Source organism: Aestuariibaculum sediminum (assembly GCF_014596945.1).
Classification (GTDB): Bacteria; Bacteroidota; Bacteroidia; order Flavobacteriales; family Flavobacteriaceae; genus Aestuariibaculum; species Aestuariibaculum sediminum.
In genome coordinates this window covers 164,665-190,091 of the sequence record NZ_JACVXB010000005.1, presented here as the reverse complement: position 1 = coordinate 190,091, position 25,427 = coordinate 164,665, and the positions used below count along the sequence as shown (strand labels likewise).

Below are 25,427 nucleotides of genomic sequence, written 5' to 3'. Positions count from 1 at the left end.
TTTAAATAATTCTTTAATAAGAATATAGCATTTATTTCTATTTTTGTGACTCGAATTAAAATAGATTTAATGAAGACCATACAATTTAGAGAAGCTATTTGTGAAGCCATGAGTGAAGAAATGCGTCGTGATGAAAGCATTTACTTAATGGGTGAAGAAGTAGCAGAGTATAATGGTGCATACAAAGCATCAAAAGGAATGTTAGATGAATTTGGGCCGAAGCGTGTTATCGATACGCCTATTGCTGAACTTGGTTTTGCAGGTATTGCTGTAGGATCTACAATGACAGGTAATCGTCCTATTGTTGAGTATATGACGTTCAACTTTTCTCTTGTTGGAATTGATCAGATTATTAATAATGCAGCTAAAATCAGACAGATGTCTGGTGGACAGTTTAAATGTCCGATTGTTTTCCGTGGGCCAACCGCTTCGGCAGGACAATTAGGAGCAACGCATTCGCAAGCTTTCGAAAACTGGTTTGCAAATACACCTGGTTTAAAAGTAATCGTACCATCTACTCCTTATGATGCCAAAGGATTACTTAAAGCAGCTATTCGCGATGACGATCCTGTAATTTTCATGGAAAGTGAGCAAATGTACGGTGATAAAGGTGAAGTTCCTGAAGGGGAATACATTTTACCTATTGGTGTGGCCGATGTAAAACGTGAAGGTAGCGACGTTACTATTGTTTCTTTTGGTAAAATTATTAAAGAGGCATTTAAAGCTGCAGATGAATTACAGAAAGAAGGTATTTCTTGTGAAATTATCGATTTACGTACCGTTCGTCCTTTAGACAAAAAAGCTGTTTTAGAGTCGGTTAAAAAAACAAATCGATTGGTTATTTTAGAAGAAGCCTGGCCTTTTGCAAACGTTTCCTCTGAAATTACATATATTGTACAATCTGAAGCATTCGATTATTTAGATGCTCCAATCGTAAAAATCAATACAGCCGATACGCCAGCCCCATATTCACCGGTGTTATTAGAAGAATGGCTTCCTAATAGTAACGATGTAATTAAGGCGGTTAAAAAAGTATTGTATAAATAAAATATTATTTTTTGCGTTATATAAACTTCATCGGCAAACATGTTGATGAAGTTTTTTTTATTATGAACTTAAGACTACTTTTTATATATTTTTTCTTGGGAATGATTACGGCCTTTGCTCAAACAAAGGTTAGCGGGTATGTATTCGATGAGTACGAGCAGCCGGTTTCATTTGCCAATGTTATATTTCAAGGTTCTACAAAAGGCACCATTACCGACGAAAATGGTAAATTTTATTTAGAATCCGATGATACATACAATGAACTCACAGTGTCTTTTATCGGGTATCAAACCTTAGTTATTCCTCTGGAAAAAAAAGTAAGTTATAATTTAAAGTTCATCCTAAAAGAAGAAGCTGCTCAACTCGATCAGGTAGTCATTATCTCTGGCAAGCAGTCTAAAAAGAACAATCCAGCTATCGATATTCTTCGAAAAATTTGGGAGCATAAACGCAAAAACGGTTTGCGACTTTACAACCAATATCAATACGATAAATACGAAAAAGTAGAGTTTGATATCAATACCATAGACAGTGCTTTAATAAAAAGCAGATTGTTTAGAGGTATGGAGTTTGTGTTTGATGAGGTTGATACTTCAAATGTAACAGGAAAAACATACTTGCCCATTTTTATCAATGAAGCCGTTTCGACTGTTTATGGTGATAACTTAATTGGCAAAGAAAAAGAAGTATTAAACGGAAATAAAAATTCTGGATTTAGCGATAATCAGGTAATTATAGATTTTGTAGACGACCTGTATTCCGATTATAATATTTACGACAACTACATGAAGTTTTTCGATAAAAGCTTCGTTAGTCCTTTGTCCAGAACGGGCATAAGTACCTATAATTACGTATTAAACGATAGCAGCTTTATTGATAACAAATGGTGTTACAACATTATTTATTACCCGAGGCGCAAAAATGAATTAACTTTTAAAGGAGATTTCTGGGTTGCCGATACTACATATGCGATTAAATCTATAAACCTACAAGCTTCTAAAAGTGCCAATATAAACTGGGTAAAAGATATTTATATAGAGCAGGAGTTTGAAGTTGTAAACGACTCTATTTTTCTTGTAAAGCGTGATTATATGATGTCAGATTTCGCCTTTAAGAAAAAAGAAAAGGCTCGAGGCGTTTACGGTAAGCGCACGACTTTATTCAATAATTACAAGTTTGATATTGAAAAAGAGAAAAAGTTTTACGAAGCCGAAGTTTTCGATTACGATCAAGAGGTGTATTATCGCGATGATGCCTTTTGGGAAGAAAACCGAATGGAGGCATTAAACAAAGATGAAAAAGGGGTTTATAAAATGTTGGATACCCTTAAAACTGTTAAAAAGTTTAAAAACCTATATAATCTAGGAAGTATTTTAACCTCAGGATATATTGAGTTTAATTCGTTGCCCTTGGATTACGGGCCTATTTTTTCATCTTTTGGCTATAACGAAGTAGAAGGCATTCGCATGCGAACAGGTGGGCGAACCTATTTTGGTAGAAATGATATGTGGCGTCTAGAGGGGTACTTGGCATATGGGTTTAAAGACGATAAGTTTAAATATGGGATTTCAGGTAAATGGTTATTAGATAAGAAAAACCGATTTATTATCTCTGCAGGAAACAGGCGAGACGTAGAGCAAATAGGTGTTAATTTAACCACCAATACCGACGTTTTGGGACGAAGTTTTGCCTCATCAGGGCTTATTACTACCGGACCCAATGATAAATTGACCGATGTTAATTTAACCAGTTTGTATATTGAAACCGAGCCGATCCGAAATGTGGTTTTTAAAATTGGAGGAAATTATAGAACGCTGGAATCGGCATCTCCAACATTCAGTTTAGATTACAATACACCCGAAGGTGTGGCTTCCGAAATAAAACAATTTGAATCCACGTTTTCGGTGTCATATTTCCCGAAAAGGAAAATGACAGGCTACGGCGTTGAACGTCTTCATGCCAACGATGATTATGCCAGTTTGTTTGCGCAAATTACGCGAGGAGATAAGGACTTTTTGAATAGTGATTTCGATTATACAAAACTTCAGTTTTCATATACTCAGCCATGGCAAATAGGAGGCTTTGGTAGATTAACAACGGTTGTTGAAGCTGGTAAAACAATAGGAGAAGTTCCTTTAGGGTTACTAAGTGTTGTACCTGGAAATCAATCGTATTTTTCAATTTACAATACTTTTTCTCAGTTAGATTTTTACGAATTTGTAACCGATACTTACGCGTCTTTTCATGTAGAACATAATTTTAATGGTCGATTATTTTCAAGAATTCCATTTCTGAGAAAATTAAATTTACGTGAAATTGTTGGGTTTAGAAGTGCTTGGGGTGACATCTCTGATGAAAACGTTGCATTAAATACAACCAGTAATCCAAATACAATTCCATTGGTAGCTCCAAACAACGAAATATATTATGAATACAGCGTCGGTATAGGAAATATTTTTAAAGTTTTTAGAATTGATTTCAATTTTAGAGGTAATTATTTAGATAATCCTGATGCCAGACCCTTTGGTGTAACTGGTACTTTTGGTTTTCAGTTTTAAAACCTAGAGTTTAAAAGCATCAATAAATATATTTTTAGTAATTTTTGGTGGTAAAAATATAAAAATCACAGAAAAAAGGCCATTAACAATTATTTAAGCCTAGCAATTTGCTTAAATGTTTTTCGTGATATAGTTTTGTTCTTCTGAATGAAAAAAGCAATTTTTAAATATTTACTTTTTCTACTGGTATTCGTCTTAAACGGATTTAATCAGGCACAAGCTGATGTAATTTCTTTAGATGAGAGTTCGTTATATACTAATTACTGCCATGCGAACCAAGTTATTTCGGGTAATCCATTAAATATATCTTACGCAAGTACAGATGGGGTATTGGATTTAAAAGTAACCGAGATAGAAATTGAAGAAAGTGAAGAGTCAATTTCAAAAAAAGTCGTTCAAGATAAAGGGTTTAACGTATTTTACCTGACTGCAGAACGTCTTTTCAAAATTAGTAACAAAAGCCTTATATCTGCTGGGCTTTTTTGTAACACGCTTTTTAGCAAGCGTCACATCTTATTCCAAGTTTTTAGAATTTAGAATTAATCGAGGCAGTAAATAAAACTGTCTTGTTATCGGCATGCTTATGCCTATTAAGTCTTTTTCAATTTGAAAAAGAATAGTTATTGGTATTTCTATATCCATAAAATAAGCAAACCAAATTATTTATTATACCGAATCCTCCGGAACAACATACTGCAAGGTGTTTTGTTGTTCTAGCTATGGAGAATTCCATTCTTATTAAACCCTATAAAATGACACGAAAGTTATTGCTTGTAACTGGCTTATGTGCTGTGTTGCTATCTGTTAGTTGTGAATCTAAACAAAAGAAAAAGGAAAAAGAAGTTGCGTTTTTAGTAACTAACCCCATAGTAATTGATACTACAATTACGAAAGATTATGTCTGTCAAATTCACTCCATAAGGCATATTGAATTAAGAGCCTTGGAAAAAGGATATTTAAAAGGAATACATGTTGATGAAGGACAGATGGTAAAAAAAGGACAAAAAATGTTCGATATTATGCCTAACGTTTATCAGGCCGACTTGCAAAAAGCAAAAGCGGAAGCCGAAGTTGCTGAAATTGAATATAAAAACACAACAATGCTTGCCGAGAATAATGTTGTTTCTGCCAACGAGTTAAGCATGAGTAAAGCGAATTTTGATAAAGCTAAAGCCGAAGTCGCCTTGGCGGAAACCCATTTAAGTTTTACTAAAATTCGTGCACCTTTCGATGGTATCATGGATCATTTGCATGTACGTGAAGGCAGTTTGTTGGATGAAGGAGAATTATTAACTTCTTTATCTGATAATAGTAAAATGTGGGTGTATTTTAATGTACCCGAATCAGAGTATTTGGATTATATTACTAATAGGTCCAAAGAAAGCGCTAAAGAAGTAACTCTTTTGATGGCTAATAACAAGCCTTTCCCACACGAAGGTATTGTGGAAACTATTGAAGCAGAGTTTAATAATGAAACAGGAAACATTGAATTTCGAGCCACATTTGATAACCCAGAAGGAATATTAAGACATGGTGAAACAGGCAGTATACTCATGAAAGTGCCTTATAAAGATGCTTTAATTATTCCGCAAAAGGCTACTTTCGAAATTTTAGATAAAAAATATGTTTTTGTTATTGACAAAAACCATGTTGTAAGGCAACGTGAAATTACCGTAGAAGCCGAATTACCACATCTGTTTATTGTTCAAAATGGATTGTCAGCTAATGATCAAGTTCTTCTTGAAGGCATTAGAATGGTAAAAAATGGCGAAAAAATTCATACTAAGTTCGAAAACCCTAAACAGGTAATGGCAAGTCTAAATATGTATGCCGAGTAATTTTTAAATTCTTACAACATTATGTTTAGTAAATTTATAAAAAGACCGGTATTGGCTATCGTCATTTCGGTTATAATAGTTTTTACAGGATTACTAGCTATTAAGCAGTTACCCATTTCACAATTTCCTCAAATTGCTCCAACCACGGTAAATATTTTTATCGCTTACCCTGGGTCTAGTGCCGATGTATTAGTGAACTCCACACTCATTCCCTTAGAAACCGCGATTAATGGGGTGCAAGGTATGCGCTATATTGCTTCCGATGCTACAAGTGCGGGTGAAGGAACACTTCGCGTGATTTTTGAACCGGGTACCGACCCGAATCAGGCCGTAGTTAGAGTAAAAACAAGGGTAGATCAAGTTATGCCATTATTGCCAGAATTAGTGCAACGCGAAGGTGTTATCATTACTCCTGTGCAACCAAGCATGCTTATGTATGTTAACTTGTTTAGTAAGCAAAAAGACAATGACGAGAAGTTTCTTTATAATTATGCCTACACTAAAATTATTCCTGAAATACAGCGTATTAACGGTATTGCAAGTGCTAAAATTTTAGGGAGTAGAAAGTACGCGATGCGTGTTTGGTTGAAACCAGATCGTATGCGTGCTTATAATATTTCAGCAGAAGAAGTGCTGGAAGCCATGCAAGATCAAAGTATTTTAGCTAGGCCTGGGCGTTTAGGTCGAAGCTCGGGGATCGCCTCTCAATCGCTTGAGTATGTGTTAACATACGAAAATCGATATAACGAACCTCAACAATATAAGGACATTATAATTCGCGCAAATGAAGAAGGCGAAACTTTAACCTTGGCCGATATTGCCGATGTTAAATTAGGAAGTGAGTTTTTCGATATTTATTCGAATTTAGATGGCCATCCTTCGGCATCCATTGTTTTAAAACAAACCTTTGGCAGTAACGGTAACGATGTTATTGATGCTGTAAAAGACAAACTAAAAGAATTAGAAGAAGATTTGCCACCTGGAATTGATTATAAAATTAGCTACGATGTTTCGAATTTCTTGGACGCATCGATAGAGCAAGTGCTTCATACATTACGTGATGCCTTTATTTTAGTGGCTATTGTGGTGTTTTTGTTTTTAGGAGATTTACGTTCCACATTAATTCCTATTATAGCTGTTCCCGTGTCATTAATTGGAGCCTTTTTTGTTATGCAACTATTTGGACTCTCAATAAACCTAATTACGCTATTCGCCTTAGTATTAGCAATTGGAATTGTGGTCGACGATGCGATTGTGGTCGTGGAAGCGGTCCATTTAAAAATGGAGGAAGAACACCTTACGCCATATCAGGCTTCTTATAAAGCCTTAAGTGAAATTGGAGGGGCAATTGTAGCAATTACTTTAGTCATGGTATCGGTATTTTTGCCCATATCATTCATGAATGGGCCAGTTGGGGTGTTCTATCGTCAGTTTTCAATTACTATGGCTGGATCCATCATAATTTCAGCTGTTGTGGCTTTAATATTAACACCGGTATTGTGTGCTATGATGTTGAAAAATAACCACGGGAAACCAAGAAAATCTCCGATTGATAAATTTATAGATTGGTTTAACAGAGGCTTTGAAAAACTAACAGGACGTTACGTTAAGGTATTAAATAAAATTGTAGCAAGACGCGTGGTAACCTTCGGTATGTTAATTGCTTTTTGTGCGGGTATTTTCTTTACTAATAAAACCTTGCCAGCAGGATTTATTCCTAGTGAAGATCAGGGGATGATTTATGCCATTATTCAAACGCCTCCTGGGGCAACTTTGGAGCGTACCAATGAAGTAGCCAAAAAACTTCAAAAAATATGTGAAGAAACTGAAGGAGTAGAGTCTGTTTCATCTTTAGCAGGTTATGAGATTATGACCGAGGGTCGCGGATCTAATGCGGGTACTTGTTTAATTAATTTGAAGCCATGGCGTGAGCGTCATCATTCAGTTCATGAAATTATGGAAGAATTAGAGGAAGAAACCAGAGATTTAGGAGCGGTGATAGAGTATTTCGAGCCGCCGGCAGTTCCTGGTTTTGGGTCTTCAGGTGGATTTTCCATGCGTTTGTTAGATAAAACCAATTCTACCGACTATCATGAATTTGAAAGGATTAATAATACATTTTTAGAAGCTTTATCTGAACGCAAGGAATTAAATGGATTGTTTACATTCTATTCGGCAAATTATCCACAATACCATCTAAAAATAGACAATAAAAAAGCCATGCAAAAAGGAGTAACCATTGGTAAGGCCATGGAAAACCTAAATATTTTAATTGGTAGTACCTACGAGCAAGGATTTATTCGTTTTGGTCGCTTTTTTAAAGTTTATACACAAGCTGCTCCAGAATATCGAAGAATTCCATCCGATTTAGAAAAGCTTTACGTAAAAAATGAAGAAGGTGATATGGTGCCTTATTCAGCCTTTATGACTTTAGAAAAACAATTAGGTCCTAACGAAATTACTCGTTATAATTTATACAATTCAGCAGCTATTCGTGGATTGCCAGCAAAGGGTTACACTAGTGGAGATGCCATAAAAGCTATAAAAGAAGTTGCCGAAGAAGTTTTACCTCGTGGCTATGATGTTGCTTGGGAAGGTTTAACCTACGATGAAGCAAATCGCGGAAACGAATCAGTTTACATTTTTGCTATTGTATTAATATTTGTGTATTTCGTACTTGCGGCACAATACGAAAGTTTTTTATTGCCTCTGGCAGTTATCTTATCCTTACCAGTCGGTATTTTCGGCTCATTCTTACTTCTTAAAGGTATGGGGCTGGCAAACGACGTGTATGCTCAAATTGGACTTATTATGCTGGTTGGGTTGCTCGGTAAAAACGCGGTGTTAATTGTAGAGTTTGCTGTACAGAGACGACGTGAAGGGGCCACTATTTTAGATGTAGCAATTGATGGGGCGAAAGCCCGTTTTCGTCCTATTTTAATGACTTCTTTTGCGTTCATCGCGGGCTTAATTCCATTAGTTATTGCCACAGGAGCCGGAGCTATTGGTAATCGCACCATCGGAGGCTCTGCTATGGGAGGAATGATTTTAGGAACGGTTTTCGGAGTAATTATTATCCCTGGCCTCTATTTCATTTTTGGAACTATGGCTGATGGTAAGAGTTTGATTAAAGATGAGGATACCTCTACCATTACCGAAGAATTTATGAAATACAGTGAAAGCGAAAGTAAATTGAAAATACAACTTCGTAAAATGAATTTATTGATTAAAAAATTAATGAAGCGATCAGATAACGAAGAATAAAAAAATAATAGATATGTTACATTATAAAAAAATAACATTAATCGGTGTAATCGTTTTAACTACTCTTTTTTCTTGTGTGCCTGCTATAGATGTGGTTAAAGGGCATAAAGATGTTCCGGAGCAATTTACAAATCAACCGGTCGATACTGTCAATACTGCCCAGATAAAATGGCAAGAGTATTTTATCGATCCGTATTTAAATGTTTTAATTGATACTGCTCTTAAAAATAATCAGGAGTTGAATATTACGTTGCAGGAAATAGACATTGCCCGTAATGAGGTTAGCGCTAAAAAGGGAGAATATTTGCCTTTTGTGAATTTTAATGCGGGTGCTGAAGTTGAAAAAGTGGGGCGCTATACGAGTCAGGGAGCCAACGATGCTACTACCGATATAAGACCAGGAGAAGAATTTCCTGAGCTTCTGCCAAATTTCGGATTAGCACTTCAGGCACGTTGGGAATTGGATGTCTGGAAAAAATTAAGAAACGCAAAGAAGGCTGCTTATAAGAGGTATATTGCTTCAGTAGAGGGGCGAAATTTTCTGGTAACCAATTTAATTTCAGAGATAGCGAAGTCGTATTATGAGTTATTAGCGTTAGATAATCAATTAAAGATTGTTGAAGAAAATATCAAAATTCAAACCAATGCCTTAAAAATTGTAAAACTACAAAAACAGGCAGCCCGCGTTACCGAGTTAGCAGTGAAACGCTTTGAGGCAGAGGTTATGCACACACAAAGTTTACAATTCGATATTAAACAGCAAATTGTAGAAACAGAAAATAATATTAACTTTTTGGTTGGTCGATTTCCGCAGCCAGTGTTACGAAGTTCAGAGTCTTTTTATGATTTAATACCTGAACATTTAGCAGTGGGTGTACCTACTCAATTGTTAGAAAACCGTCCGGATATTCGTCAGGCAGAAATGGAGCTCGAAGCAGCCAAGTTGGATGTAAAAGTGGCTAAAGCGAGGTTTTATCCATCACTTGGTATTTCGGCAGGTATATGTTTAGAGTCCTTTAAACCTTCATTATTAACCGAAACGCCAGAATCGTTATTGTATTCTATAGTAGGGGATATTGCGGGGCCGTTAATTAACAGAAATGAAATTAAAGCAGCCTATTATAATGCGAATGCCAAACAAGTACAAGCGGTTTTTAATTACGAGCGTGCCGTTTTAAATGCGTATCTGGAAGTGGTAAATCAGTTGTCTAAAATTGATAATCTTGATAAAAGTTACGCTTTAAAATCATCGAAAGTGGATGCACTTACCCGTTCAATTGATATTTCGAATACTTTGTTTAAATCGGCGCGTGCTGATTATTTAGAAGTGTTGCTGGTGCAACGCGAAGCATTAGAATCGAAGTTTGAAATGGTAGAAACTAAAAAAGAACAAATGAATGCCATGGTTAATATGTACCGTGCTCTCGGGGGTGGCTGGAATTAACCCTCCCTAATTGGTTAATAGTGTTTGATTGTAAACCCCAAAAAGCTTTTACTTTTTGGGGTTTTGTTATTTTTTAAGAAGAAATTTTTTTGGTTAAATAATATTCTACATTAATAATTTCTATAGAATTTGATACACCTAAATCTAATGATGCTTCTTCGTCGTAACTTAAAGTGCACGATGAGTTTGCATCGAGTTTATAACAATTATTAGGTGACTTTGAAGCATAATAATTCGATGAAAATTCTAATTCGGGAGTTTTCATGGTTATAACAGGAACACCTTCAACAGCAAAATCGTTATTGTTTATTAATTTTATTTCAAACTGTAACCGAGATGTGTTATTGCCTGTGTCTTTGGTATAAATAAAGCTAATAATTTCATAAGTAAAGTTATCTAAAATAGGAATGTCAATTTCTACAGGTTCAGGATCAGGAAAGTCGCAAGGGATTTCAATGGTACTTTCATAGCTATAGGATTGATTGTTAACGTAGTAATAATTTGTAATTTTTGCTTCTTTTGTACAGTCATCATCTTTCGCTCCACCACAATTTTGTAATAGAATAAAACAAGTGAAGATGAATAATAGTTTTAAAGGTTTAGTGTTCATATAATTTGGGATTTGTTTAATTAGATCTCAGATTTTCCTTAAAACTATCGAAATCCGATTTATTTTCTGTTTTCGGAAAACTGTTGTTGGTCATATCGGTATCAGCAAATTCAAAATTTGGGTCTAAATTCAGGGATTTAACTTCTTTTTCTTTGACAAAGGTTTTAGTAACTTCGTATTCATTAAGACGCCAAATGTCGGCAGGTAGTTTTTCTATTTCAGAAGTTCCATCCGTATATATCCATTCAATGGTAACGGGCATGATTAGGCCTCCTATATTCTTTATAGTAACGTCGTAAATGTTTTTATTTTTAAGTTGTTTGCGCACTTCAGCATCATCAAGTCTGGATAAAAACCCTCCATATTCACCATCAGACGAATTTGTTACGGTAATAGTATCAGGTCCGTTCGAAAAGTCTTTTGCTTGTTCTGCGACACTGTTGCCTTCTATTTTAACCGATTTTTTCTTTTGTTGGTCTTCAATGTTTAGGTTTTCTTCATATACTTTGTACCATTTTACGTTGCTTAATTCCATGTCTACGTGGTCTGTAGTAAAAAACCAACCTCTAAAAAACCAATCTAAATCGGTTGCGGTAGCATCTCCAAGGGTTCTGAACAAATCACCAGGATTGGGGTGTTTGTATTTCCAGCGATTCGCATACTCTTTGAATGCCTGATCAAATAATTCTTTACCAATTATAGAATGGCGCAGCATTTGCAGTCCCACTGTAGGCTTTTGATAAAAGTTGTTTCCAAATTGCTTTAGTAATTCATTGTCGGAAGTTGTCATTATTGGGCGTAGAATATTTTTATCACCACTCATAAACGGTACAATACTTTTGGGTGTTGTATGGCTGAATTCTGGATAGCGTTCGGCTATGGTACGTTGGTGTAAAAAGGTATTTAAGCCTTCGTCCATCCACATCCATTTGCGCTCATCGCTGCTTACAATCATAGGGAACCAGATATGTCCAACTTCATGAACAATTGTTCCTATCATACCTTGTTTTGCGGCATCACTCATTTTACCATCTTTTGGTCGTCCACCATTAAAACTTATCATAGGGAATTCCATGCCCACATTAGAAGTGTTTACCGAAATAGCAACAGGGTACGGGTACTCGAAAGTAGCTTCGGAGTACACTTCTAAAGCATTTTTAACCGCCTTAGTCGATTCTTCGTGCCATACAGGAAGACCTTCTTTCGGGAAAAACGACATGGCCATAACCGTATGGGTTTCAAGTTTAACAGCCTGTGCATCCCACATAAATTTTCTGGAGGATGCAAAAGCAAAATCTCTAACATTTTTGGCTTTAAATTTCCATGTGATAGTTTTTGAACTCCTCTTTTTTTCATTGGCCTCGGCTTCACCTTTATTGATGATTAGAAGTGGTTTTTCAAATGATGATTTCGCTTTTTCTAACCTCTGGCGTTGTGTTTTTGTTAAAACATTTTCAGGGTTTTGAAGCTCTCCTGTTGCTGCAATAATATGATCGTCGGGAACGGTTATTTCAACATCGTAATCTCCAAATTCTAATGCGAATTCTCCAAGTCGCCTGAATTGCTGATTTTGCCAGCCTTCGGTATCGTTGTATACGGCCATTCTAGGAAACCAATGCGCGATTAAGTAAATAGAATTGTTGTCTTCGGGGAAGTATTCATAACCCTCGCGAGACAGTAAAAACATGCTTCTGTCGGTAATCGGGTAAGACCAACCTAAAGAAAAACTCATGGAATCCCCCGATTTTAAAGGTGTACTAAGAATAACTTTCATCATGGTGTTGTTAACCAATGCTTTTAAAGGATTTCCAGAAGCGTCGTTAATATATCGTATAGAATACCCGGCAGGAAAATCGATAGCTCTGGTAAGAAACTGCATTTGTCGGGCACTCATATTCTCCTGAATATTTCCTTTAATATCTCCAAAATCTGGATTTTCTTTTTTATTGATATTTTGCTCTAACTGAATCCATAAATAATTTAAGTCATCGGGTGAATTATTATGGTAGGTTATAGTTTCGTCGCCGGTAAGTACGTTAGTTTTTTCGTTAATGGTTGCTTTAATTTGGTAGTCTGCGCGTTGCTGCCAGTAGTCATGCCCCGGAGCACCACTCGCAGTTCGATAGGTGTTTGGCGGAGCTATCATATGATCAATAGGCTCAAATTTGCCTTGCCATGGTTTAGTTTGTGCATACGTACTAAAGATTGTACAAACTACACTTATTATTAAGTAATGTAAACGCATAATAATTTAAATTAGTCACAATGAAACTACAATATAATGAATTGTTTTAGTTGTTTAGTAATGATTTGAAAAGCAATTATTACAAAAATTTATAAACTATTATTATGAGATTATATTCATGAATAAAATATTGAATTCTATAAGAAAAAGAGTTCAAACGTTTTAGTTTAAATTATCATTATAAATACTAACGAATTGTTGCTTAATGCATCAGTGTTCAGTACATTTGCACGACTAAATACGAATTATAATGAGTAACGAGCAAGTAACATTTGATGTTTTAATTGAAATCCCTAAGGGAAGTAGAAATAAATACGAGTACGATTTTACATTACACAAAATCCGATTTGATCGCATGTTGTTTTCATCTATGATGTATCCTGGTGATTACGGTTTTATTCCAGAAACTTTAGCATTAGATCAAGATCCTTTAGATGTTTTAGTATTAGGACATCAGCCAACATATCCAATGGTGGTTATGGAAGTTAGACCAATTGGTGTGTTTTACATGACCGACGAAAAAGGGCCGGATGAAAAAGTTATTTGTGTACCTGTATCTGATCCGATTTGGAGTAAAAAGATGGATATCAGTGATTTAAATCCGCACAGATTAAAAGAAATTGAGCACTTTTTTCAGGTTTACAAAGATTTAGAAAAAAAGAAAGTAGATACAGGTGGATGGGGTAATGCCGAAGATGCCGTTAGAATTTATCACGAGTGTGTAAAACGTTACGAGGAAAGCGATCATAAGAAAAAGAGAACGTTTACTATCTAGTATTATTAGATTAATAATATTTCCTATCATTATATGAGCCATCTTTAATTAAAGGTGGCTTTTTTTATCACTTATATTTTCCTATTTTTAGCGGAATTAAAAATTTTTATTAACTAAAACCAACGAACTAATATGGAATTAATAGTGAACTTTCTACCGCTTTTTGGGGTATTGGCATTAGTATTTGTATTTATTAAAAGTGCCTGGGTCTCGAAACAGGATCAGGGCAATGAAAAAATGATTAAAATCGCCAAAAATATAGCCGATGGGGCTATGTCTTTTCTCAAAGCTGAATATAAAATATTATCAGTATTTGTTATTGCAGTTGCCATTTTGCTTTTCTTTAAAGGAAGCTCTGAAGAAGGCTCCAATGGCATGGTTGCAGTTTCATTTATTGTCGGAGCCATTTGCTCTGCTATGGCCGGTTTTATAGGTATGAAAGTAGCTACTAAAGCAAATGTAAGAACAACGAGTGCAGCAAGAACGTCCTTAGGTAAAGCGCTTGAAGTAGCCTTTGCAGGAGGTGCTGTAATGGGCTTAGGTGTAGTAGGGCTTGGTGTACTAGGATTAAGTGGCTTATTTTTGATTTACAGCGAAATGGGCTGGGGTATAAATGAAGTGCTTAATGTACTTTCAGGCTTTTCACTTGGAGCTTCATCTATCGCATTATTTGCGCGTGTTGGTGGAGGTATTTATACCAAAGCTGCCGATGTGGGCGCCGATTTAGTAGGTAAGGTTGAAGCTGGTATTCCAGAAGATCATCCTTTGAATCCTGCAACTATTGCCGATAATGTAGGTGATAATGTGGGTGATGTAGCTGGAATGGGGGCCGATTTATTCGAATCGTATGTAGGATCTATTATAGGTACTATGGTTCTTGGGGCTTTAATAACAACAACCGATTTTAATGGCCTTGGTGCTGTGTATTTACCTTTGGTATTGGCTGCTATTGGAATTTTAATGTCAATTATAGGGACCTTTTTTGTGAAAGTAAAAGAGGGAGGTAATCCACAATCAGCATTAAATATTGGTGAGTTTGGCTCTGCGGGCCTAATGGTTGTGGCGTCGTATTTTATAATTAATGCCCTTTTACCAGAATCGTATGTGTTTAAAGGTATAGAATATACAGCCATGGGTGTGTTTTGGGCTACTATCGCAGGATTAGTTGCTGGATTACTAGTAGGTAAAGTAACAGAGTATTATACAGGAACGGGTAAAAAACCAGTAAATTCTATTGTTAGGCAATCTGAAACAGGGTCGGCAACCAACATTATTGCTGGTTTAGGTATAGGTATGATGTCTACCATGATACCTATACTTTTAATTGCTGCAGCAATTTTAGTGGCACATTATTTTGCGGGGTTATATGGTATTGCTATTGCAGCCGTTGGTATGTTAGCCAATACAGGAATTCAGCTTGCAGTAGATGCATACGGGCCAATTTCAGATAATGCTGGAGGTATTGCCGAGATGGCTGAATTACCTAGCGAAGTACGTGAACGTACCGATAAATTAGATGCTGTGGGTAATACAACTGCAGCTATTGGAAAGGGATTTGCTATCGCTTCCGCAGCTTTAACGGCATTAGCTTTATTTGCGGCGTTTATGGAAACGGCAAATGTTACTGCTATCGATGTATCTCAGCCAGATATTATGGCGGGATTATTAGTTGGTGGTATGTTGCCATTTGTGTTTTCAGCGTTATCAATGAATGCTGTAGGGCGTGCGGCTATGGCTATGATTGAAGAGGTGCGTCGTCAGTTTAGAGATATTCCTCAATTGAAAGCGGCATTAGAAGTGATGCGTAAATACGATTCAGATATGACTAAGGCTTCTGAAGCTGATAGAAAAATATTTGATGAAGCCGATGGTTTGGCAGAATACGAAAAATGTGTGGCTATTTCAACCCAAGCCTCAATTAAAGAAATGGTTTTACCTGGTTTACTAGCTATTGCTGTACCTGTAGCTGTTGGTTTTATTGGAGGAGCCGAAATGCTTGGAGGTTTATTGGCAGGTGTAACCACTTGTGGTGTGCTTATGGCCATTTTCCAGTCCAATGCTGGTGGCGCATGGGATAATGCTAAAAAGACTATTGAAGAGCAAGGAAGAAAAGGAAGTGATGCACATAAGGCTGCTGTAGTAGGTGATACTGTAGGAGACCCGTTTAAAGATACATCTGGCCCGTCATTAAATATTTTATTAAAACTGATGAGTGTTGTTGCATTGGTTATTGCTCCTAGTATTGCGTTATCATTAGATGGTGATACCGCTTACGCTGAAAACCAATTAGATGCAGCAAAAGAAATAAATGTGAGTATGACGGATAACGAAGATGGTACTGTTAAAGCTATAGTAACTACTGTGTCGACTTCAAATGGTGAAACATCGACAACTTATGAAACTTTCGAAGGAAGTGAAGCTCAGGTTCAAGCCAGTATCGACGAGTTATCTAATAATGAAGCACAAGCTATTCATGTAAAAAAAATAAGTAAAGAGATTGAAATTGAAGCTGAAGGTTAATTTGTAATCTTAATTATATAAAAAAAAGCCACACCTTTTTAGGTGTGGCTTTTTTTTATATATTTTCACCTTAAGAATTGGTGAGTTTTAACGTTTTCTGGGTATGTCGATGTTAATCTCTTTTATGTCTGTATCAGTAACTTCAACGCCTAATAAATGTTTGCTGAAATAGTCGGCTTTTAACCAAAAGAAATATTCATACATATAGCTAAAGCCATGACGCTGTCCTGGCATAATCATAAAATCGAATCTTTTATTTGCTTTTATTAAAGCATCAGCAACACGAATGGTCGAGGCGGGGTGTACATTATTGTCAATATCACCTGTTACAAGCATGAGTTTACCCTTAAGATTTCTGGCCAACGACTGATTTTTGTCTATGTCGTATTTAAAAGAAATGTTGTCGCCTTTTCCTTTTACTTCTTTAATACCATGATGCGTTTCACTCCACCAACTGTTGTAAATGGTGTTGTCGTGATTACCTGCAGAAGATACAGCTACTTTAAAAAAGTCAGGGTATACCAGCATGGCAGCAGTAGACATAAATCCACCTCCAGAGTGACCGTATATACCAACTTTGTCGATATCGATGTAGCTGTATTGGTCGGCTAACTGCTCGGCTACGTATTTCTTATCTTCCAAGCCATAATCTCTTAAATTGCCGTAACCATAGGTGTGATACCATTTTGAACGTGATGGGTGTCCACCACGATTTCCAACGGTAATTACAATAAACCCTACTTGAGCCATACGGTCGGTATTATGCATGCTAACTGAAAAAGATTTGTTTACTGCTTCGGTTTGAGGTCCTGGATAAACATATTCCAGAATTGGATAGGTTTTGGTTTCATCGAAATCGAAAGGTTTGTATATAACCCCGTATAAATCGGTAATGCCGTCGGCAGCTTTTACCTTAAAGGGCTCTGGGAATTTGTATCCTGAAGCCATAAGTTGCGATAAATCGGCTTCTTCTAAATTCAAAATAACCGATCCGTTACTATTTCTAAGTTCCGATTTTGGCACCGTATTTACCCTAGAGTAGTTGCTAACAAAGTATTGGTTAGATGCAGATAAGTCGATTTCTGTGTTATAGTCGCCTTCGTTTAAACATTTAAGGCCACTGCCGTTAAGATTTACTTTGTATAAATGTTCGTAGTAAGGATCTTCATCTTTATTGACTCCTGTGGCGGTAAAGAATATTTGACGCGTATTTTCATCAATTCCCAGGAAATTTTCAACATGAAATTCTCCTGTGGTTACTTGGTTTTTTAATTTACCGCTGGCATCATATAAATAAAAATGTGCCCATCCGTCACGTTCCGACCAGTGTAGTATTTCAGATTCGTTATTTAGTAAAACAATATCTTTTTTATCTACAAATGTGTTAAAATGATCTTCAATTAAGGTTTTTACTTCTCCTGTGTTTATATCGGCGACGTGAATGTCAAGCTTTTTTCGGTCGCGACTTACCGAACTAAAATAAATTTTATCTTTTTTAGATAACAATAATCGAGGTTTATGTTCCGATTTATCGTTCTTCTTGTATTTATGGGAATAAACGGCAAGGGTTTGCTGCGTCGTGCTATCGGTTTGTACTGTTGTAATATCTTTAGAAGCTATGTCGAAAATTAACAATTTGCTTTTATAAAATTCAGGCTCGCCAGCCATGTGATATTTGTAGGTTTCTAGTGTTGGTCGTCCTTTGGCAACCGAGTTGATTACCCATAAATCTTTTATGTGTCTGGAATCGTTTCTCTTGAAAATAAATTTTTTCGAGTTGTGCGACCAATAACCAGAAATAGCTTCCTTTTTGGTCGTGTCTGTTGGTTTTGTTGGATTGCTTTCTTCCTTGTCGCTGCCTCCATAACCATAATATCTAACACCATCGGTGGTCCACTGGTGTTCTACTACTGTCGTATCTTTTGGGTTTTTAACTATTTTTAGAAAGTTTTCTTTGTCCATCCAATACAAATTGTGGTTTTTTGAATATAAAACCACTGTACTATCCGGAGCGACATTAGCCCATTTTTTCCATGGTTCTTTTTTGTCTTTTTCGTTTTCTAAAATTGTTAAACCATTAGCTCCTAATTTGTATTCTAAATAGTATTTTTTCTTCTCCATTTTTGGAGCTTTCTTTATTTCTTTTTTAGATTTTAAAGAGTCTGTTTGCGTGGTGTCTGTGTTTTTTGTTTGTTTTTCCTCTTCAACAACTTCAACCTCTTCATTTGAGGTTATCTTGAAACGTATTGCAGTATCGTTGTCAACAAATTCAAAATTAAATCGAGGTAAATGCTTCGCATCGTAAGGGTCTTTTGTAATCTCGGTTAACCATTTGGCCATTTTAGCATTATCGAAGAGTTTCTTTTTGGTTTTTTTGTCGGCATCAACAATGTAATAATTTGAGCCTTCGGTTGTCTTGTATTGGTACCAAAAGCGATTGCCGTTCTCCAGCCAATGCGGGCTCACTTTTGTTGAATGTACCATTTTGGCAAGATTTCGTGGTGAAAACTTGGTGGCTAATTTGTAATTGGGCGTTGGAGTTATTTTTTCAGTCTGATCCTGAGCCCTAGCAATGTTTGCTATTAAAGCAAACAAAACCATTAGTGTAATTTTTTTCATGGGTTAAATTAATCGAGTGTTTAATAAGCCACGAAAATATTAATTCGCTAACGTTAAAAATGGTAATTAAATGTTAAAACCTTAATAGTTAGTAGATAATTGGTTTGAAGTGTTGTCTAAAATAAACCGTTTATTTCGGCATCAATAGTGTTTATAACATGCCCTAAGTCTTCAGGGTTCGATACAAAGTCTAATTTGTCGACATCAATTATTAATAATTTGCCTTTGTTATAACCGTGTATCCAGGCTTCATAGCGTTCGTTTAATCGACTTAAATAGTCAATGCTGATAGAGTTTTCGTATTCGCGACCACGTTTTTGGATTTGAGATACTAAATTAGGAATAGAGCTTCTTAAGTATATTAAAATATCGGGGCCCTGAACTAAGGATTCCATTAAATCGAAAAGCGAACGGTAATTTTCAAAATCACGATTTGTCATTAAGCCCATAGCATGAAGATTAGGCGCAAAAATATGTGCATCTTCGTATATGGTTCGGTCTTGTATAATATCTTTTCCGCTTTCACGAATTTGTAATATTTGACGGAAACGACTGTTTAAAAAGTATACTTGTAAGTTGAAACTCCAGCGTTCCATTTGGTTATAAAAATCGTCTAAATAGGGGTTGTCTACAACATCTTCTAGTTGTGCTTCCCAATGGTAGTGTTTTGCAAGTAATTTTGTAAGTGTGGTTTTTCCAGCGCCAATATTTCCGGCAATAGCTATATGCATAACTTTAGTTGATTTTTAAATGGTATTCGTGTAGGGTTTCGTTGTTGTAAATATACAAGGTTTCATTGGTTACATAAAACTCATTTATTAACAAATTTGGTAATTTAACAGGAATAATTTCATCTGATTCATGCTCCAAATAAAATAGAGCATTGTCTTTCTTTAAAGTTATATTTTCGTTGCTTTGTTGCAAGATACTGAAGCCTTGGTTGTTAATTTTTTTTATGAGGCTTCCAAAATAATTGTAAACATATAAATGCGCTTCGGTTAAAACCCAGCACGTATTGTAGTTGCTTTTAATATCTAAAACAGGACTTTGTATAGGAGTCGATTTTACGCGTGTTGTAAGTGTTTTATAATCGAATAATTCCAGCTGTTGCGTGTTTTGGTTAAATACCCATATCGTGTTATCGAAACCAGTTGAAACATGGGTAACATATTTTTGTTCTTTTAAACTATTAAAATCAATCTTGTATATTTCAGCCATACGATTATCAAGAATTATTACCGTATTGAAATCTTTGTAGAATAAGTTTATTTTTAAAGGATTAAATGTGTTCACAGAGGTAATGTTTCCTAACTGGAAATTATTATAGCCTACATCAATGCCTTTGGAGTTTTTAGCTTTTTTAAAAAGCACATTGTCATATATATAATAGGTGTCTTCAAAATTACTTACACCAATAAATCTGTCGGCTTCTAAAGGTATCTCTTTAATAAATGATGAATTAATAAATTCTTGTGAAAATGTCGATAGCGTTATAAAGGTGAGCAGGTATTTGAGGTGTTTCATTTAATGTTTATTGTTTAGTAGTTTGGTAAATATTACAATTGATGGCGCGTATTTACCATGTTTAATTTTGTGTGGAGAGTAAAAATACAAAAAAAGGTAAGTTTTTCTATAAATTATAACAGCTACTGGTTTGAAGATAAATAACTAGCCACATAGTTTAGGGATAATTTAACACAGTTCGATTAAACTTAATTCTATATTTAATGTCTTACTAAAAAACCTAATTCAATAGTAACGTATGAAAAAGAATCATTTAAAAATTATATTTCTTGGGTTGGCCTTAGTGTTCATGCAAAAGTCTATGGCGCAAAAAGATTTTCAAGCCATCGCTTATTATTCGTCCAGTACAAGTATAGATCCTACTCGTTTTGGTGATGGTAATATGGATCCGGAGCGACAAAAACGTATTGTAGAGCGCATGAAAAACATGCTAGATAAATCTTATACATTAATGTTTAATCAAACCGAATCTATGTATAGGCAGGTGGAAAATGAATCATCTGAAGGTAATCGTTGGCGGGGTATGATGAATAGTTTTAATAACGGCCCTAAATACAAGAATACAAAAGAAAATTTATTGGTTCAGGATCAAGAGTTTTTTGGAAAACAATTTTTGATAAAAGATGAATTGCCAAAATTGGAATGGAAAATGACCAATGAATCGAAGAAAATTGGCGATTATATATGTTTAAAAGCTACAGCAAAACGTATGATGCCTAACATCGGGTTCGAAAGTTTTAGAAGAAACTCTGAAGGTGAAGAGCCTAAAGAAATGAAGGAAGTTGAGGTTGAGGCGTGGTATACCTTGCAATTACCGGTAAATATGGGGCCAGGTGATTATTGGGGGTTACCAGGTTTAATTCTAGAAATAACAGAAGAGAATAAAACTTTATACTGCAATAAAATAGTAATGAATCCTCCGGAAGGAATAGATTTAGAAAAACCATCAAAGGGAAAAGAAATTACACGAGAAGAGTTTGATGCCTTAAAAATTAAGAAAACCGAAGAAATGAGGGCGCAATTTAGAGAGCGTCGTGGTGATCGCAGGTTTTAAGAGGTGAGGAATTGGGCAAAGTTGAAAAAAATGAATTTCTAAACTGTTGTTAATTATGGTTTTGAATATTTTTTTTAAAATGCATGAAATTTGTGTTGTTTAATATAATAATCTGTGATATATTTGCAGCCGGTTTTGGGAAGATACTCAAGCGGCCAACGAGGGCAGACTGTAAATCTGCTGACTATGTCTTCGCAGGTTCGAATCCTGCTCTTCCCACAAAACTGAAAAGCCTGCTCATGCAGGCTTTTTTATTTCAGTAAATTTAGATTTTTAATCCGTATAATAAAAAACGCCATCAGAATACTTCTAATGGCGTTTACATTTTTTTATGAAATTAAATTATAGGTTAAAAGCTTCTTTTATTTTATCCACATAATCTAATTTTTCCCAAGTAAATAACTCTACATCCAAAGTAACACTTTCGCCTGTTGGCTGCGAGAATGTTTTTGTTACGACCTCATTGGTGCGTCCCATGTGTCCGTAAGCAGCAGTTTCACTATATATAGGGTTTCTAAGTTTTAAGCGTTCTTCTATAGCGAAAGGTCTCATGTCGAAAATTTCAGAAACCTTTTCAGCAATTTCACCATCCGTCATGTTAAACGGGCAAGTGCCGTAGGTATTAATAAAAATACCCATTGGTTCAACCACACCAATCGCATAACTTACCTGAACTAAAATTTCATCGGCAACACCTGCAGCAACTAAATTTTTCGCAATATGGCGTGTTGCATATGCAGCACTACGGTCTACTTTGCTTGGGTCTTTTCCAGAAAAGGCTCCACCTCCGTGTGCGCCTTTACCGCCATAAGTGTCCACAATAATTTTACGTCCCGTAAGTCCGGTGTCTCCATGAGGGCCGCCAATTACAAATTTACCAGTCGGGTTAATATGGTATTTAATATCTTCATTAAATAATGCTTGAATTTGTTCTGGTAATTTAGCTACCACGCGAGGAATTAAAATGTCAACTATATCTTTTCTAATTTTCGCAAGCATGGTATCATCATCGGCAAAATCATCGTGCTGAGTGGAAACTACAATAGCATCAATGCGCTGTGGAATATTATCGTCACTATACTCTATGGTTACCTGACTTTTAGAGTCGGGTCTTAAATAAGTAATATCTTTATTTTCTCTCCGTAATTCAGAGAGTTCTTTTAAAATTCTATGCGATAAATCTAAAGCTAAAGGCATAAAATTTTCGGTTTCATTAGTAGCGTAACCGAACATCATGCCTTGGTCTCCTGCGCCTTGTTCTTCTTTTGAAGCGCGGTCTACACCTCTGTTAATATCATCAGATTGTTCGTGTATGGCCGAAAACACACCACATGAATTACCATCAAACATATATTCGCCTTTGGTGTAACCAATGTTATTAATGGTGTCTCTTGCGATTTTTTGAACATCTAAATAGGTATGCGATTTTACCTCGCCGGCTAAAACCACCTGACCTGTTGTAACTAGTGTTTCACATGCTACTTTAGATTCCTTATCGAAAGCTAAAAAATGATCGATTAAAGCATCACTAATTTGGTCTGCGACCTTATCTGGGTGCCCTTCAGAAACACTTTCCGAAGTAAATAAATATGCCATAAAACTGTTTTTATACTTAGATTTGACGGATAAACGTCGAAGGAAGTTTACACTGCCTTTAGCATTTTTCATGCCGTATGTTTAACGGCATCTCAAATACAACTTTGTTATATTTGAAAGAGGTTGCAATCAGTCAAATCTTTCCTCTGTTATTTTAGAGGGCAAAAGTAAAAAAAATAAAAAGTAATAAGGCCTTTGTTTTGTTTTTTTTAAGGATTTAATTGGTAGTTAAATAAAATTTTTAAATATTTGCTGCTTTAAGCATTATGAAAAACCAAATTTTAATTAGCATTTCTATTATTGTCATTGTGATTATTTCACAAGGATAGGAAGGCTATATTTAAAATGTTTATAAGAATATATAGAGCCTTCCAGAATTGGGAGGCTTTTTTTGTATGAATATTTAAATTTTTGAACATCATAAAAATTTCAGTCTAAACAACTGAAAAACAAATATTTATGTGTTTTTTGGTTGTAATGAATTTAACCTTAAAAATGAATGAAAATGAGATATAAAAACCTAAAGAGTTACTTTCGAAGCTTAGTTTTACGGGTGTATTATCTCTAAAATAAATCTTAAATATATAAAGTATCAAATATAATAAAGGATAGATTGTAGAATATCTTTAATAAAAATGAAAGAACTTAATAAATACAGTAAGCGACTTACACAGGATGAATCTCAACCAGCTTCTCAAGCCATGCTTTATGCAGTAGGATTGACCGATGAAGATATGAATAAAGCTCAAGTGGGTATTGCAAGTACCGGTTACGATGGTAACCCATGTAATATGCATTTAAATAATTTAGCTAAGGAGATTAAAATTGAATGTAATATTGCCGGATTAGTTGGTTTAGGGTTTAATACCATTGGTGTAAGCGACGGTATTTCTATGGGAACTTCAGGAATGAATTATTCTTTAGCTTCTCGCGATATCATTGCCGATTCTATTGAAACAGTTATGAATGCCCAAAGCTATGACGCATTAATCTCTGTGGTAGGTTGTGATAAAAATATGCCAGGTGCTATTATCGCTATGCTGCGATTAAACCGTCCGTCTATTATGATGTACGGCGGAACTATTGCCTCAGGAAACTACAAAGGAAGAAAATTAAATATTGTTTCTGCTTTTGAAGCTTTAGGACAGAAAGTTGCAGGTGAAATAGATGAAGAAGAATACCGTGAAATTATTAAACGCGCCATTCCTGGTGCAGGTGCTTGTGGAGGTATGTATACTGCTAATACTATGGCTTCGGCTATAGAATGTATGGGGCTTGCTTTACCTTACAATTCATCTATTCCAGCCGAAAATCCTAATAAATTATCGGAAAGTGAGCGAACAGCCATAGCAATTAAAAACCTACTAGAGCTAGATCTAAAACCATTAGATATTATTACAAAAGAATCTATTGAAAATGCCATTGCGATTGTAAATGCGTTAGGAGGTTCTACAAATGCTGTATTGCACTTCTTGGCTATAGCCCATGCGGCCGATATAGAATTTACTTTAGAGGATTTTCAACGTGTTAGCGACCGTACTCCTTTAATTGCCGATTTAAAGCCAAGTGGTAAGTATCTTATGGAAGATGTACATGGTGTAGGAGGAACGCCAGCGGTTATGAAATATTTATTGGATAACGGCTATTTACACGGTGACTGTATGACTGTTACAGGAAAAACATTGGCTGAAAATTTAAAGGACGTAGAGCCAATTTCTTTCGAAAATGATCAGGACGTTATTTATCCAAAAGATAAAGCTTTAAAATCCTCAGGGAACTTGCAAATCCTTTACGGAAATTTAGCCGAAGAAGGAGCCGTAGCAAAAATTTCTGGAAAGGAAGGTTTAGTTTTCGAAGGAAAAGCGGTTGTGTTTGATGGCGAGCAGGCAGCTAATACTGGAATTTCTAACGGAGAAGTAGAAAAAGGAGATGTGGTCGTTATTCGTTATGTAGGACCAAAAGGAGGGCCAGGTATGCCAGAAATGTTAAAGCCAACCTCTTTAATTATGGGAGCTGGTTTAGGGAAATCGGTGGCCTTAATTACCGATGGTCGTTTTTCTGGTGGAACTCACGGTTTTGTGGTTGGACATATTACTCCAGAGGCACAAACTGGAGGCACCATTGGATTAGTGCAAACTGGCGATAAAATAAGAATTAGTGCAGAAGACAACTCGATTAATGTGTTGATTTCTGAAGAAGAATTAGCAAAACGAAAAGCGGCTTGGGTTGCACCTGAATTAAAGCACAAGAAAGGAATATTATACAAATATGCAAGATCGGTAGCTTCGGCTTCAAAAGGCTGTGTAACCGATGCATTCTAGTTTCTGCAAAAG

The 25,427-nt window shown here is 35.7% G+C and carries 16 protein-coding genes and 1 tRNA gene; 11 read left to right on the top strand and 6 right to left on the bottom strand.

What is annotated here, in order from left to right; all coding sequences use genetic code 11:
- The first annotated feature begins 69 nt into the window (after positions 1-69).
- From ICJ83_RS12585 to ICJ83_RS12560, 6 genes are all read left to right on the top strand, one after another.
- Positions 70-1,047 carry a pyruvate dehydrogenase complex E1 component subunit beta gene (locus tag ICJ83_RS12585; protein WP_188230752.1) on the top strand — a complete coding sequence of 326 codons (978 nt, stop codon included), beginning with the start codon at positions 70-72 and terminating at the stop codon, positions 1,045-1,047.
- 62 nt (positions 1,048-1,109) lie between these two features.
- On the top strand, positions 1,110-3,605 hold the full coding sequence (locus ICJ83_RS12580) for a DUF5686 and carboxypeptidase-like regulatory domain-containing protein (protein ID WP_188230751.1): 2,496 nt from the start codon (positions 1,110-1,112) through the stop codon (positions 3,603-3,605).
- A gap of 147 nt (positions 3,606-3,752) precedes the next feature.
- The gene (locus tag ICJ83_RS12575) at positions 3,753-4,142 is read left to right on the top strand and encodes a hypothetical protein (RefSeq protein WP_188230750.1); all 390 of its coding nucleotides are present in this window, start codon (positions 3,753-3,755) and stop codon (positions 4,140-4,142) included.
- A gap of 215 nt (positions 4,143-4,357) precedes the next feature.
- Positions 4,358-5,443 carry an efflux RND transporter periplasmic adaptor subunit gene (locus ICJ83_RS12570; protein WP_223154773.1) on the top strand — a complete coding sequence of 362 codons (1,086 nt, stop codon included), beginning with the start codon at positions 4,358-4,360 and terminating at the stop codon, positions 5,441-5,443.
- A 21-nt stretch (positions 5,444-5,464) separates the two neighbouring features.
- A complete protein-coding gene (locus ICJ83_RS12565) occupies positions 5,465-8,707 on the top strand; it encodes an efflux RND transporter permease subunit (RefSeq protein ID WP_188230748.1) in 3,243 nt (1,080 codons plus the stop codon).
- A 13-nt stretch (positions 8,708-8,720) separates the two neighbouring features.
- Complete coding sequence (locus ICJ83_RS12560; protein WP_188230747.1) at positions 8,721-10,151, top strand: TolC family protein; 1,431 nt, start codon at positions 8,721-8,723, stop codon at positions 10,149-10,151.
- A 73-nt stretch (positions 10,152-10,224) separates the two neighbouring features.
- Here the strand turns inward: ICJ83_RS12560 and ICJ83_RS12555 are convergent, their stop codons facing one another.
- Together ICJ83_RS12555 and ICJ83_RS12550 are read right to left on the bottom strand one after the other, a co-directional pair.
- A complete protein-coding gene (locus ICJ83_RS12555; protein WP_188230746.1) occupies positions 10,225-10,761 on the bottom strand; it encodes a hypothetical protein in 537 nt (178 codons plus the stop codon).
- Positions 10,762-10,777: 16 nt separating this feature from the next.
- Positions 10,778-13,006 carry a M1 family metallopeptidase gene (locus ICJ83_RS12550; protein ID WP_188230745.1) on the bottom strand — a complete coding sequence of 743 codons (2,229 nt, stop codon included), beginning with the start codon at positions 13,004-13,006 and terminating at the stop codon, positions 10,778-10,780.
- Between the two features lie 250 nt (positions 13,007-13,256).
- Between ICJ83_RS12550 and ICJ83_RS12545 the strand changes: the two genes are divergently transcribed.
- Together ICJ83_RS12545 and ICJ83_RS12540 are read left to right on the top strand one after the other, a co-directional pair.
- Complete coding sequence (locus ICJ83_RS12545; RefSeq protein WP_223154772.1) at positions 13,257-13,781, top strand: inorganic diphosphatase; 525 nt, start codon at positions 13,257-13,259, stop codon at positions 13,779-13,781.
- 132 nt (positions 13,782-13,913) lie between these two features.
- Entirely contained in the window at positions 13,914-16,301 is a 2,388-nt protein-coding gene (locus ICJ83_RS12540; protein WP_188230744.1) for a sodium-translocating pyrophosphatase, read from the top strand.
- Between the two features lie 87 nt (positions 16,302-16,388).
- Here the strand turns inward: ICJ83_RS12540 and ICJ83_RS12535 are convergent, their stop codons facing one another.
- From ICJ83_RS12535 to ICJ83_RS12525, 3 genes are all read right to left on the bottom strand, one after another.
- A complete protein-coding gene (locus tag ICJ83_RS12535) occupies positions 16,389-18,920 on the bottom strand; it encodes a S9 family peptidase (protein ID WP_188230743.1) in 2,532 nt (843 codons plus the stop codon).
- 116 nt (positions 18,921-19,036) lie between these two features.
- Positions 19,037-19,651, bottom strand: a complete 615-nt coding sequence (locus ICJ83_RS12530) for a deoxynucleoside kinase (RefSeq protein WP_188230742.1) — start codon at positions 19,649-19,651, stop codon at positions 19,037-19,039.
- 4 nt (positions 19,652-19,655) lie between these two features.
- Positions 19,656-20,444: a hypothetical protein gene (locus tag ICJ83_RS12525; protein ID WP_188230741.1), complete on the bottom strand. Its 789-nt coding sequence runs from the start codon at positions 20,442-20,444 to the stop codon at positions 19,656-19,658.
- Positions 20,445-20,682: 238 nt separating this feature from the next.
- Here ICJ83_RS12525 and ICJ83_RS12520 point away from each other — a divergent pair, with 238 nt between their 5' ends.
- A complete protein-coding gene (locus ICJ83_RS12520) occupies positions 20,683-21,498 on the top strand; it encodes a GLPGLI family protein (protein WP_188230740.1) in 816 nt (271 codons plus the stop codon).
- A 137-nt stretch (positions 21,499-21,635) separates the two neighbouring features.
- A tRNA-Tyr gene (locus ICJ83_RS12515) sits at positions 21,636-21,717 on the top strand.
- Between the two features lie 123 nt (positions 21,718-21,840).
- On the opposite strand, the gene metK is transcribed toward ICJ83_RS12515, so the two are convergent.
- Entirely contained in the window at positions 21,841-23,094 is a 1,254-nt protein-coding gene (gene metK, locus ICJ83_RS12510; RefSeq protein WP_188230739.1) for a methionine adenosyltransferase, read from the bottom strand.
- 635 nt (positions 23,095-23,729) lie between these two features.
- Between metK and ilvD the strand changes: the two genes are divergently transcribed.
- Positions 23,730-25,415 (top strand): dihydroxy-acid dehydratase, encoded by a 1,686-nt coding sequence (gene ilvD / locus ICJ83_RS12505; RefSeq protein WP_188230738.1) that lies wholly within the window; start codon positions 23,730-23,732, stop codon positions 25,413-25,415.
- The last annotated feature ends 12 nt before the right edge of the window (positions 25,416-25,427 follow it).